The sequence below is a fragment of the Bacillus sp. FSL L8-0199 genome (assembly GCF_038005705.1).
Lineage (GTDB): Bacteria > Bacillota > Bacilli > Bacillales > Bacillaceae_G > Bacillus_A > Bacillus_A cereus.
Genome location: NZ_JBBOTS010000001.1, coordinates 4,121,217 through 4,133,890, shown reverse-complemented (window position 1 = coordinate 4,133,890; position 12,674 = coordinate 4,121,217). Strand labels below are relative to the sequence as shown.

Genomic DNA, 12,674 nt, shown 5'->3' with positions numbered 1-12,674 from the left:
TAGGAGGTTATGAAAAATGGCAGAAGTAAAAGAAAAGCGCCATGAAGAGCTTGGCTTAAGTGATGAGCAAGTATTAGAAATGTTCCGTACGATGTTACTTGCACGTAAAATTGACGAACGTATGTGGTTATTAAACCGCGCTGGTAAAATTCCATTCGTAATTTCTTGTCAAGGACAAGAGGCTGCACAAGTTGGAGCGGCGTTCGCTCTTGATAGAGAGAAAGATTATGCATTACCATACTACCGTGATATGGGTGTTGTACTAGCATTTGGTATGACAGCTAAAGAGCTTATGTTGTCTGCTTTTGCGAAAGCTGGAGATCCAAACTCTGGTGGTCGTCAAATGCCTGGTCACTTCGGTCAAAAGAAAAATCGTATTGTTACAGGTTCATCTCCAGTAACAACACAAGTACCACATGCAGTTGGTATTGCACTAGCTGGAAAAATGGAGAAGAAAGATTTAGTAACGTTCGTTACATTTGGAGAAGGTTCTTCAAACCAAGGTGACTTCCATGAAGGGGCAAACTTTGCTGGTGTACACAAACTACCTGTTATTTTTATGTGTGAAAATAACAAATATGCAATCTCTATTCCAGTTGAAAAACAATTAGCATGTAAAAACGTATCAGATCGTGCGATTGGTTACGGTATGCCTGGATATACAATAGACGGAAACGATCCACTTGCAGTATATAAAGCTGTAAAAGAAGCAGCAGATCGCGGTCGTCGTGGTGAAGGACCAACTTTAATTGAAACAGTATCATATCGTTTAACAGCACATTCTAGTGACGATGATGATCGTGTTTATCGTGATAAAGAAGAAGTAGAAGAAGCAAAGAAAAAAGATTCAATTATAACATTCGCAGCTTATTTAAAAGAAGCTGGTGTGTTAACTGAGGAATCCGAAAAACAAATGTTAGACGAAATTATGCATATCGTAAATGAAGCAACAGAATATGCAGAAAATGCTCCGTATGCAGCACCTGAAGATGCATTGAAGCACGTATACGCAGAATAGGGGGGAACGTTTCATGGCTGTAATGTCTTATATTGATGCTATTACATTAGCAATGCGCGAAGAAATGGAACGCGATGAGAAAGTATTCGTTTTAGGAGAAGATGTTGGTAAAAAAGGTGGCGTGTTTAAAGCGACACACGGTTTGTATGATCAATTTGGTGAAGATCGTGCGCTTGATGCACCGCTTGCAGAATCTGCAATTGCTGGGGTAGCAATTGGTGCAGCAATGTATGGTATGCGTCCAATCGCTGAAATGCAGTTTGCTGATTTCATCATGCCAGCAGTAAACCAAATTGTTTCTGAGGCAGCAAAAATTCGTTATCGTTCTAATAATGATTGGACTTGTCCAGTTACAATTCGTGCACCATTTGGCGGGGGTGTTCACGGTGCATTGTATCATTCACAATCTGTAGAAGCGATGTTTGCAAACCAACCAGGTTTAAAAATCGTTATCCCTTCTACACCATATGATGCAAAAGGCTTATTAAAAGCAGCCATTCGTGATGAAGATCCAGTATTATTCTTCGAACATAAACGTGCATATCGTTTAATTAAAGGTGAAGTACCAGAGGATGACTACGTATTACCAATCGGAAAAGCAGATGTAAAACGTGAAGGTGATGATATTACAGTTATCACGTACGGATTATGTGTTCATTTTGCTCTTCAAGCGGCTGAAAAGTTAGCACAAGATGGCATCTCTGCACACATTCTTGATTTACGTACTGTATATCCATTAGATAAAGAAGCAATCATTGAAGCAGCTTCTAAAACAGGTAAAGTTCTTCTTGTAACAGAAGACAATAAAGAAGGAAGCATTATGAGTGAAGTGGCAGCAATTATCGCTGAAAACTGTCTATTTGATTTAGATGCGCCAATCGCACGTCTTGCAGGTCCAGACGTTCCAGCAATGCCATATGCACCAACAATGGAAAAATTCTTTATGGTAAATCCAGATAAAGTTGAAAAAGCAATGCGTGAACTTGCGGAATTTTAATCGGGGGGACTATACATGGCTGTAGAAAATATTACAATGCCTCAGCTCGGGGAGAGCGTTACAGAGGGCACAATTAGTAAATGGCTCGTTAATGTTGGCGATCACGTAAATAAGTATGATCCGCTTGCAGAAGTAATGACTGATAAAGTAAATGCTGAAGTACCATCTTCTTTCACGGGTGTTGTGAAAGAGTTAATCGCTGGTGAAGGTGATACGTTAGCTGTAGGTGAAGTAGTTTGTGTTATTCAAGTAGAAGGCGCAGATGAAGTAGCAGCAACAGCTGTTGAGGAAAAAACTAAAGAAGAATCAAAGGCAGAAGTAGCTACGTCTGAAAAAGCACCGAAAGTAAAACAACCAACTGATGGAAAACCACGTTTTTCACCAGCTGTGTTAAAGCTTGCGGGTGAGCATAACGTTGATTTAGATCTAGTAGAAGGTACGGGAGCAAACGGCCGTATCACTCGTAAAGATATTTTAAAGCTAGTGGAATCTGGAAATATCCCACAAGCAGGTGCGGCGAAGAAAGAGGAAGCTGTAGCGGCAGTAGTAGAAGCTCGCCCAGAAGCACCAAAAGCAGCACCAGTAGCGCAAAAAGTAGAAGCTGCGAAACCAGTTTCTGTACCTACAATGCCTGGAGATATCGAAATTCCAGTAACAGGTGTGCGTAAAGCAATCGCAGCAAACATGTTACGTAGTAAACACGAAGCACCACATGCTTGGATGATGATTGAAGTAGATGTGACAAACCTTGTGTCATACCGTAACTCAATTAAAGGTGACTTTAAGAAGCGTGAAGGCTTTAACTTAACGTTCTTTGCTTTCTTCGTAAAAGCAGTAGCACAAGCGTTAAAAGAGTATCCTCAAATTAATTCAATGTGGGCTGGCGATAAAATTGTTCAGAAGAAAGATATTAACCTTTCTATCGCTGTTGCAACAGAGGAAGAACTATTTGTACCAGTAATTAAGCAAGCGGACGAGAAAACAATTAAAGGTATCGCTCGTGAAATTACAGAACTTGCAGGAAAAGTACGTACGAAATCGTTAAAAGCAGACGAAATGCAAGGTGGAACATTTACAATTAATAACACAGGATCATTCGGTTCTGTTCAATCTATGGGTATTATTAATTACCCACAAGCGGCTATTTTACAAGTTGAATCAATTGTAAAACGCCCAGTAATTATGGATAACGGTATGTTCGGTGCTCGTGATATGGTTAACTTATGTTTATCACTTGATCACCGAGTACTTGATGGTTTAATTTGTGGTAAGTTCTTAGGACGTGTTAAAGAAATTTTAGAAAACATGTCAGAAAATAATACATCTGTATATTAATAAAAAGCTCGCTTATGCGAGCTTTTTATTATCTTATTTCTTCATCTACATCCTACTATATGTATAAATATCTTTCCCAGTAATCTTACAATAAACGATTATGTATTAGGAATTTACGAAAATACATTGCTGATATATGGTATATGGATATAAAATAAGAAAAGAATAATTTTTTTGGCAAATCTTACTGATGAAACTGTAGTATAATATATTGTATTGTATGAAAAAGAGAGTTATTCTATATAAGTGTTTTATAGATAATGTGTAATCAGTCGTCAAAACATGAAGAATGTTGACTCCTGGTTTTTTATTTTTGCCGTAACAATGTTTCAGGAGGATGTCATGAAAAGAAGTACCGAGTTTCTAAAAAGTTTAGATGTAAAATTAATTTTAATTTTGTGTGCACTATGTGTGACGAGTATAGCTGCTATATATAGCAGTCAGCAAACGGGACAGTATGGAGCTGCAAACTTTGCTATGAAACAAGGTGTTAACTACATAATTGGGGTTGTATTGTTACTTCTTGTTGCAAGCATCGACTTAGATCAATTGCAAAAATTATCTTGGCCGCTTTATATTGCTGGATTTGCTTCACTTATTCTTTTGAAAGTATTACCACCATCAGGTTTTACACCTGAAAAATTAGGTGCAAAAAGATGGTTTGTTTTCCCAGTGTTTGGGCAAATTCAGCCGTCTGAGTTTTTCAAAATTGCATTGCTACTTGTAGTAGCGAGTATAGCAGTGAAACATAATGCACAGTATATGGCAAGGACATTCCAAACAGATTTAAAGCTAGTAGGTAAAATTATGCTAGTGTCACTTCCACCTATGGCGGTTGTATATAGTCAACCTGATACAGGTATGGTGTTCTTATACGCTGCTGCTATTGCATGTATTTTATTTATGTCAGGTATTCAAAAGAAATTGATAGCATTATGTACAGTTATTCCGTTGACCATATTATCTGCTTTAATATTTATTTTCTTTAAGTATCAAGACTTTTTCTATAATAATTTAGTTACTTTACTAAAACCTCACCAACAGTCGCGTATTGTAGGTTGGTTAAATCCATTTGAAAATGCAGATCAAGGTTATCAAACACAGCAATCGATTTTAGCTGTAGGTAGTGGAGGAATGGAAGGTAAAGGGTTTGGGGGAGGAAGCGTCTATATCCCAGAGAAGCATACTGACTTTATTTTCGCTACAATTGCCGAAGAAGGTGGATTTATCGTAGCAGCCTTAGTTGTCTTCTTGTTCCTATTACTACTATATCGAACAATTATTATTGGTTATTCCGCTGATAATTTATTTGGTACATTATTATGCGCTGGATCAATCGGTATATTAACAGTTCAAATATTCCAAAACATCGGTATGATCGTTGGATTAATGCCTGTAAAAGGTATTGCATTACCTTTCTTATCGTATGGGGGAAGTTCCTTATTCTCAAATATGATTATGATGGGGCTCATATTATCGGTACGGAAAACGTATAAAAAATATATGTTTTCAGTTAAGTAAAAAAAGCTGGTTCGTTTTTAAACGAACCAGCTTTTTTACATATATGCTCATAAACGTTGCAAACTAAAACAGGATAGCAGTTTGAGACGGGTAAGGAGTGCAAAGTGATGCATATGCATATTTTTGAAGGAGCACGGCATCTTTCTAATAGTGAATGGGTTATTCGGGCTATTATAGCATACATATTTTTAATATTAGTTGCGAAAGCGATGGGGCAAAGGTCTATCGCACAACTTCGTTTTTTAGATGTTGTATTAGTGTTATTGCTTGGTGGGAATATTTCTAACGCATTGTCTGATGAAAAAGTAGGGTTACTGGGATCGATGATTACAACGTTCATACTTGTTGTACTTCATATTATAAGCTCAGTTTTAATGCTGAAATGGGATAGATGGAGACGTTTTTTAGAGCCTGCACCTATTATTCTTATACACAATGGTTCCATTAATTTTAGCAATTTGAAAAAGGCGAGAATTACCTTGGAATATTTGTTTTCGGAACTTCGTATGCGAAATGTGAGCGATATTCAAACGATTAAATTAGCATTATGGGAAGCAAACGGTGTCGTTTCTATATTTCGGTATCCAGAATATGAAGCAGTTTCGCGGCTGGATCTTAAAGTGGCGGGAAAAAAATCCCCAGTTTCTTTTGTATTAGTAAAGGATGGGAGGATACAGAAAGATGTTCTTGCATTATTAGGAAAAACAGAAGCGTGGGCGAGAGAATTTCTAGAGGAGAGTACAGAAGTCGAATCTATTATGTTAGCTACAGTAGATGAATCACATAAAATAAATATTTTGTTAAAAAAATGAAAAATATACGCATTTTGTCGTTTCGTACATATGATACAATAGTGTGGACAACGAAAAAGGAGGCGATACGGTGGGATATGTAGAAGAATTACGAAAAATAGTTGGTCATCGCCCTTTAATTTTAGTTGGTGCTGTTGTACTCGTTATAAATGAAAATGGATATGTTTTATTGCAGCAGCGGACAGAGCCGTACGGAAAATGGGGGCTACCTGGCGGGCTAATGGAGCTTAGTGAATCACCAGAAGAAACAGCTTATCGTGAAGTATATGAAGAGACAGGAATAAAAGTGAAGAACTTGCGACTAATCAATGTATTTTCTGGAGCGAACTACTTTACAAAATTAGAAAACGGTGATGAATTTCAATCTGTAACAACCGCCTATTATACGGATGAATACGAAGGGGATTTTGTTATGAATAAAGAAGAAGCAGTTCAGCTTAAATTCTTTTCAGTAACAGAACTACCTGACTATATTGTAGGATCGCATAAAAAAATGATTGCTGAATATATGAAGATTATGGAAAAAAAGATATAATAATAGTGAAAGAAATACAAAAACACAGCTCTGGTTGGTAGTCCAGACGCATGATTTCATGTCAGTAACCTTCCCCTCCGGGATGTCCCGTATTTCTAATCTTTTAAAGGAGGGGCTGTCAATGGATTTGACAGTATATCACGATGGCCAATTTTTTGTTGGAATCATTACATGTAAAGAAAAAGGGAAATTGTATGGGGCGAGGTATATTTTTGGGGCGGAACCGTCAGATGAAGAAGTGCTTATGTTTGTGAATGGTTCACTTTTAGAGCATTTTCAGCACTTTGCAAAATGTGGTGTAGAAGTTAAAGAAAAACAGCGTCCTAAAAACATAAAGCGTATCATGCGACAAGCAGCAAAAGAAACAACTATTAAACGTTTTACTAAGGCGCAAGAGGCGATTAGTTTATCTTATGAATTGCATAAACAAGAAAAGAAACTGCAGTCTAAAGAGAAGCGAGAAGCTGAAAAAGAAAGAAGACGTTTAATGAAAGTACAAAAAGCAAAGCAAAAACATCGTGGTCATTAAAGAAAAGGTGTTAGAGCAAGAGCTCTAACACCTTTTCTATACTTAAATACAAGTAAACTTACTTGTATTTCATAAACATTAACTGGTAAGATACAAATAGGTAGTTTTAGAGGAGGGAAAAGAGTGATTAATTTTAACTTTTTTATGAATGATGTTGTCCGCCAAGCGCGTGAAGAGATTGTCTCTGCTGGATATACAGAATTGACGACGCCGGAAGCGGTAGAAGAAGCGTTTAAAAGAAATGGAACAACACTTGTAATGGTAAACTCTGTATGTGGTTGTGCAGGTGGTATTGCTCGTCCTGCTGCTGCGCATTCCGTACATTATGATAAACGTCCTAACCACCTTGTAACGGTGTTTGCAGGTCAAGATAAAGAAGCGACAGCAAGAGCGCGTGAATATTTCGAAGGGTACCCACCTTCTTCTCCATCATTTGCTTTATTAAAAGATGGAAAAATTGTAACGATGGTAGAGCGTCATGAAATTGAAGGTCATGAACCGATGCAAGTTATTGCGAAACTACAATCATATTTCGAAGAGAATTGTGAAGAACTATAAAAAATAAGAGAAAAGGCGGCACGTCCACAATCAAGTGGATGTGCCGCCTTTTTTATTTATTATTAAAATTTCTGAGATATGCATAGTTATGTTATTTTATGCATCATTTTATACATAACAAACAGCATTTATATTGTTTCGTTATTTATTTTTATTTTATATATTGCATAAAAATAAAAGTGCTGATACAATACAAACATCGAATAAATATTCTATTAAACTTTTAAATATACATTATTAGGGGGAAGAAAGATGAAGAAGTTAGTATCAATATCGTTTGCACTTATTTTAATTGTAAGTATATTCAGCGCTTGTAGTAATGGGGAATCGAAAGAAACAAAAGGAAATAAAAAAGTACTCGTAATGGGAACTTCAGCAGATTATAAACCTTATGAATATGTAGATGCGTCAAAGAGCGATGAAATTATTGGCTTTGATGTTGATGTTGCTAAATATATCGGAAAAGAACTTGGGTATGAAGTGAAAGTGAAAGATATGGATTTTGGTGGTTTATTAGCATCTCTTAGTTCAGGAAAAGTTGATTTCGTAATGGCAGGTATGACGCCAACTGCAGAGCGTAAAAATAATGTTGATTTTACAGATATTTATTTTGTTGCGAAAAATATGGTCGTTTCTAAAAAGGATTCTAACATTAAATCTGTAGAGGATTTAAAAGGGAAAAAAGTAGGGGTACAAACAGGGTCTATTCAAGAAGAGAAAGCTTCAGAATTTAAAAAACAAGTAGATTTCCAAGTTGAGGGACGTGACCGTATACCAGAAATCGTACAAGAAATTAAAGCTGGTCGTTTTGACGCTGCAATTATAGAAGATACAGTTGCTAAAAATTATTTAGAGAAAATGAAAGATTTACAAGGAATTGAAATTAAAGAAGCACCAGAAGAAGTTGGAGCAGCAATTGCCCTTCCAAAAAACAGTGATAAAACAGCTGAATTTAATAAAGTAATTAAAAAAATGCAAGAAAATGGAGAAATGGATAAATTAGTGAAGAAATGGTTTGGCAGCGGAAAATAAGCTGCCTTTCACTTTTCTGTGAGGGGAATGAAAAGAATGAACTTAGATTTTTCGGCGATTACGCCTTCGATACCATATATACTAAAAGGTTTAGAAGTTACTTTGAAAATTGTAGCAGTATCAGCTTTAGCAGGATTTATTTTAGGAACGCTATTAGCACTTTGTAAAATTGCTAGAATACGAGCATTAAATATAGCAGCAGATTTTTATACATCAATTTTTCGTGGTACACCCCTTGTATTGCAATTAATGATTATTTATTTCGGCGTCCCACAAATAATTGGTTATGAAATACCAGCATTCTTAGCTGCTGTACTTGCATTTAGCTTGAATTCAGGTGCATACATGTCAGAAGTAATTCGTGCTGGTATTCAAGCGGTTGATAAAGGACAAACAGAAGCAGCAATGGCTTTAGGGATACCGTACGGAAAAATGATGAGAAATATTATTTTCCCTCAAGCATTAAAAAATATATTACCAGCGCTTGTGAACGAATTTGCGACACTTACGAAAGAATCGGCTGTAGTAACAGTAATAGGCGCGACTGATTTAATGCGTCGTGCTTACATTGTAGGCGGTGAGACATTTAAATATCTTGAACCATTACTTTTTGTTGGACTGATTTATTATATGTTAGTCATTATTCTTACATTAGTCGGGAAGGCAATTGAAGGGAGAATGAAGAAAAGTGATTAAAATTGAAAACCTTCATAAATCATTTGGTAAAAACGAAGTATTAAAAGGAATTACAACAACAATTGAAAAAGGGGAAGTAGTCGCAATTATAGGGCCTTCTGGATCAGGAAAATCAACATTTTTACGTTGTATGAATATGTTAGAAGCACCAACGGATGGTCACATTTGGATTGGGACGGAAGAAGTAACGAATCCGAAAACGAATGTTATGCATGTTCGTGAAAATGTTGGTATGGTATTTCAACATTTTCACTTATTTCCTCATATGACTGTATTAGAAAATATTACGTATGCTCCTATCAATGTAAAAGGGGTAACGAAGCAAGAAGCTGAAAAGAAAGCTGAGAAACTTTTAGAAAAGGTTGGATTAGTAGATAAAAAAGATACGTATCCAAATCGTCTTTCGGGAGGACAAAAGCAACGTGTAGCAATTGCAAGAGCGTTAGCGATGGAACCGGAAGTTATGTTATTTGATGAACCGACATCGGCGCTAGATCCAGAGATGGTGAAAGAAGTGTTAGAAGTTATGAAATCGTTAGTTACGACAGGAATGACGATGGCTATCGTTACACATGAAATGGGCTTTGCAAAAGAAGTGGCAGATCGTGTTCTTTTCTTGGACGGAGGAAAGCTTGTAGAAGATAGTGCGCCAGAAGAATTTTTTGCAGCGCCGAAAAGTGAACGTGCGCAACAATTTTTACAAAAAATATTGTAATATGAAAAGGTTATGTGAATAATAAGTAGAAAAGGATGACATTGTGTCATCCTTTTTTTATACTAGCTGTAAATACGTTTATACATATAGGAGTAATGATATGTTTAAAATTGGATATCGTACAGTAAAAACAGCAATAGGGACAGGTGCGGCAGTTTTTATTGCTCAGTTATTAGGGTTAGAATTTTATAGTTCAGCAGGCATTTTAGTTATTTTATGTGTACAAAATACGAAGCGCAAATCACTTCAAGTGTCGTTACATCGTTTTCTAGCGTGTGTATTATCAATGGCATTCGCGTTTTGTATTTTTGAAACGATTGGCTATACACCACTTGCAATTAGCATATTGTTACTTACATTTATTCCGACTGCAGTAATGCTTAAAATTCAAGAAGGTATTGTCACGAGTTCAGTTATTGTTATGCATCTATATTCATTGAAGCAAATTACATGGCTTATAGTTGGAAATGAAATTGCTATATTAACGATAGGGATTAGCGTGGCGTTATTAGTAAATATGTATATGCCGAGTAGTGAAAATAAGCTAAAAGAGTATCAGGATAAAATAGAGAATAATTTTAAAACGATTTTGTTTGAAATGGTTGTGTATTTACGAAATCGAGAAAGTAGTTGGAGTGGAGCAGAACTCATTGAAACCGAGAATATGTTAAATGAAGCAAGAGATTTATCGTTTAAAAAACTTGAGAATGCATTTATGCGAGAAGATGATTATTACTATCGTTATTTTAATATGCGTATGCAACAATTCGAAATTTTAGAGCGAATGATACCACTAGCAGCTTCTTTATCGTGGACATATGAACAAGCTGACATGATTGCAGATGTTGTTGAAAACATTGGTAATGCTATTAGCCCTGAGAGTACTGGCGTTATTTCCTTAAGGCAGCTTCAAGAAATGAGGGAATTATTTAGAGACATGCCATTGCCAGCTACACGCGAAGAATTTGAGATACGTGCGAAACTTGTTCAACTTGTGTATGAAATGGAACAATATTTACTCATTAAAAGTCGCTTTAAGGGAAAGGATAATATAAAAGAACTTATATAGAAGGTAGGAATTATCTATGCCGTATCTTCTCTCTATCATATTATGTCTTTCTTTATCGCCGATTTGGCCTCTTGGGGATAATCCACGTGCCGGAGATCCTTTTATTATTGTAAATAAAGCAACGAATAAATTAGCTTACATTGACGATGGAAAGATTCAAAAGGTTTTTCCAGTAGCGACAGGGAAAACGAATGAATTAACTCCAGAAGGAACTTTTGATGTTGTAATGAAAGCAAAGGATCCGTATTACATTGCGAAGGATATTCCAGGTGGATCGCCAAAAAATCCACTTGGGTCAAGGTGGATTGGATTTAATGCAAGAGGAACTGATGGAAGTAAATATGGAATACATGGAACAAACCAACCGAGTTCAATTGGAAAGTATATTTCACAAGGGTGTATAAGAATGAAGAAAAACGATGTGGAATATTTGTTTGATCGCATTCCAATTGGAACGAAAGTATGGATTGTGAAATCGAAAAAATCATTTCAGCAATTGGCAAAAGAAAAAGGAGCCGTTGCATATGAAAAAGCCAACAAAAAGGTTGGCTTTTTCTATTATAATAAGTTGTCTTGACATGTGTACATAACCGTGCGTTAATGAGAGTATAGAAAGATAAAATTAGATAAAGGGGTTGCTCATATGTACTTGAATCCAAAACTTTCGTATATGCAGTTTTTTATGGGATTTCTATTTGTTATTACATTCATATTGGCAACTTTTAATATATGTTCTTATCTTGTAGCGATTGTATGTATGGCATTACTTAATCTCACTTTTGTTATTGGGGCATTTCAGCAGAAACAATATACAAGTTTTGTAATAGCGCTTGTAATGTCATTTTCCTTTAGTATTGTAGCGATTGTGTTTTATATAAAATAAACCATCTCGATGTCGAGATGGTTTATTTTGTTATGTGTAAAAAGTAAAAAAAGGACGAACACATCGCCCTTTTTACCAAAACATACTCGCGCCAGCAAGTAATGTTGTTACAAGCATAGAAATTAGCATCACATAAACCATAACTTTTTGAGCTTTTTTATGCATCGTTATACCTCCTTGCAAATCAGTACAATTTCATTGTAACGAGAAATGAAATTATGGACAAGGGGAGAGTGAGGACAAAATTCGGGAGGGGATTGCAAAATATAACAGGAAATTTGAGAGTGTGTAGAGAATATAGTAAAAGGGTATATTGTTAATTTTTAGTTGGGCAAGCTGAAGAATGGAGATACGATGATGAAAATATACGAAACAGATCGTTTATACTTAAGGGAAATTGATGAGTCGTATGCTGAAACAGTTCTTCAATATTACGACAGAAATCGTGAATTTTTAAAAGCTTGGGAAGAGTATAGACCGGATGATTTTTTTACGCTAGATTATCAAAAGAAAAAGTTGCAAAAGGATAGAAAAGAGTTCGAAGAAGGGAAAATCATCAGACTATGGATTTTTAAAAAGGGTGATGATACGAAAATAATTGGGTGTATTTCATTTAATTTAATCGTTCGTGGCATTTATCAATCTTGTGTACTTAGTTATAAATTAGATAAAGCAGAGTTAAACAAAGGGTATACGACAGAAGCGCTTAGAAAAGCAATTCAAGTTGCTTTTGGGGAATTTCAGTTACATCGTATAGAAGCTCCGATTATGCCTCGTAATTTAGCATCTATACAAGTAGTAACGAAGATAGGTTTTCAATATGAAGGCGTGTCTAGGAAGATGTTAATGGTAAATGGTGTGTGGGAAGATCATATGCGCTGGGTATTGTTAAATGAGTAATAGAAAGCAGATGGTTATCTAGACATGTAAACCATCTGTTTTTTGTCTTGTATTTCGAAACTTTTGCGAAATTC

Annotated in this window: 16 protein-coding genes; 15 read left to right on the top strand and 1 reads right to left on the bottom strand. The window is 35.9% G+C overall.

The features are described from left to right. The first annotated feature begins 16 nt into the window (after positions 1-16). From bfmBAA to NST86_RS21075, 14 genes are all read left to right on the top strand, one after another. Positions 17-1,018 carry a 3-methyl-2-oxobutanoate dehydrogenase subunit alpha gene (bfmBAA, locus tag NST86_RS21140; RefSeq protein WP_000852551.1) on the top strand — a complete coding sequence of 334 codons (1,002 nt, stop codon included), beginning with the start codon at positions 17-19 and terminating at the stop codon, positions 1,016-1,018. 13 nt (positions 1,019-1,031) lie between these two features. After that, positions 1,032-2,015: a 3-methyl-2-oxobutanoate dehydrogenase subunit beta gene (bfmBAB, locus tag NST86_RS21135; RefSeq protein WP_000290071.1), complete on the top strand. Its 984-nt coding sequence runs from the start codon at positions 1,032-1,034 to the stop codon at positions 2,013-2,015. A gap of 15 nt (positions 2,016-2,030) precedes the next feature. Further along, the gene (locus NST86_RS21130; protein WP_000257681.1) at positions 2,031-3,350 is read left to right on the top strand and encodes a dihydrolipoamide acetyltransferase family protein; all 1,320 of its coding nucleotides are present in this window, start codon (positions 2,031-2,033) and stop codon (positions 3,348-3,350) included. Between the two features lie 342 nt (positions 3,351-3,692). After that, positions 3,693-4,871 carry an FtsW/RodA/SpoVE family cell cycle protein gene (locus NST86_RS21125; RefSeq protein ID WP_000831181.1) on the top strand — a complete coding sequence of 393 codons (1,179 nt, stop codon included), beginning with the start codon at positions 3,693-3,695 and terminating at the stop codon, positions 4,869-4,871. A 107-nt stretch (positions 4,872-4,978) separates the two neighbouring features. Further along, positions 4,979-5,683 carry a DUF421 domain-containing protein gene (locus NST86_RS21120; protein ID WP_000550964.1) on the top strand — a complete coding sequence of 235 codons (705 nt, stop codon included), beginning with the start codon at positions 4,979-4,981 and terminating at the stop codon, positions 5,681-5,683. Between the two features lie 70 nt (positions 5,684-5,753). Next, positions 5,754-6,218 (top strand): NUDIX hydrolase, encoded by a 465-nt coding sequence (locus tag NST86_RS21115; RefSeq protein WP_000542555.1) that lies wholly within the window; start codon positions 5,754-5,756, stop codon positions 6,216-6,218. Between the two features lie 121 nt (positions 6,219-6,339). Further along, on the top strand, positions 6,340-6,747 hold the full coding sequence (locus NST86_RS21110) for a YjdF family protein (RefSeq protein ID WP_061663461.1): 408 nt from the start codon (positions 6,340-6,342) through the stop codon (positions 6,745-6,747). A gap of 144 nt (positions 6,748-6,891) precedes the next feature. Continuing rightward, positions 6,892-7,305 (top strand): BrxA/BrxB family bacilliredoxin, encoded by a 414-nt coding sequence (locus tag NST86_RS21105; RefSeq protein ID WP_001979317.1) that lies wholly within the window; start codon positions 6,892-6,894, stop codon positions 7,303-7,305. Positions 7,306-7,557: 252 nt separating this feature from the next. Continuing rightward, positions 7,558-8,337, top strand: a complete 780-nt coding sequence (locus NST86_RS21100; RefSeq protein ID WP_000737676.1) for a transporter substrate-binding domain-containing protein — start codon at positions 7,558-7,560, stop codon at positions 8,335-8,337. Between the two features lie 36 nt (positions 8,338-8,373). Continuing rightward, positions 8,374-9,033 carry an amino acid ABC transporter permease gene (locus NST86_RS21095; RefSeq protein WP_001046915.1) on the top strand — a complete coding sequence of 220 codons (660 nt, stop codon included), beginning with the start codon at positions 8,374-8,376 and terminating at the stop codon, positions 9,031-9,033. Next, on the top strand, positions 9,026-9,748 hold the full coding sequence (locus NST86_RS21090; protein ID WP_000590202.1) for an amino acid ABC transporter ATP-binding protein: 723 nt from the start codon (positions 9,026-9,028) through the stop codon (positions 9,746-9,748). Before NST86_RS21095 ends, NST86_RS21090 begins: the two co-directional genes overlap by 8 nt. 100 nt (positions 9,749-9,848) lie before the next feature. Then, positions 9,849-10,817: an aromatic acid exporter family protein gene (locus NST86_RS21085; protein WP_000472665.1), complete on the top strand. Its 969-nt coding sequence runs from the start codon at positions 9,849-9,851 to the stop codon at positions 10,815-10,817. A gap of 16 nt (positions 10,818-10,833) precedes the next feature. Then, the gene (locus NST86_RS21080) at positions 10,834-11,394 is read left to right on the top strand and encodes a L,D-transpeptidase (protein ID WP_016118615.1); all 561 of its coding nucleotides are present in this window, start codon (positions 10,834-10,836) and stop codon (positions 11,392-11,394) included. 66 nt (positions 11,395-11,460) lie between these two features. After that, positions 11,461-11,700: a DUF3894 domain-containing protein gene (locus NST86_RS21075; protein ID WP_000281167.1), complete on the top strand. Its 240-nt coding sequence runs from the start codon at positions 11,461-11,463 to the stop codon at positions 11,698-11,700. A gap of 72 nt (positions 11,701-11,772) precedes the next feature. Here the strand turns inward: NST86_RS21075 and prli42 are convergent, their stop codons facing one another. Beyond that, entirely contained in the window at positions 11,773-11,865 is a 93-nt protein-coding gene (gene prli42, locus NST86_RS21070) for a stressosome-associated protein Prli42 (protein WP_000549040.1), read from the bottom strand. Positions 11,866-12,054: 189 nt separating this feature from the next. Between prli42 and NST86_RS21065 the strand changes: the two genes are divergently transcribed. Continuing rightward, entirely contained in the window at positions 12,055-12,600 is a 546-nt protein-coding gene (locus tag NST86_RS21065; RefSeq protein WP_001987197.1) for a GNAT family N-acetyltransferase, read from the top strand. Positions 12,601-12,674: the final 74 nt, after the last annotated feature.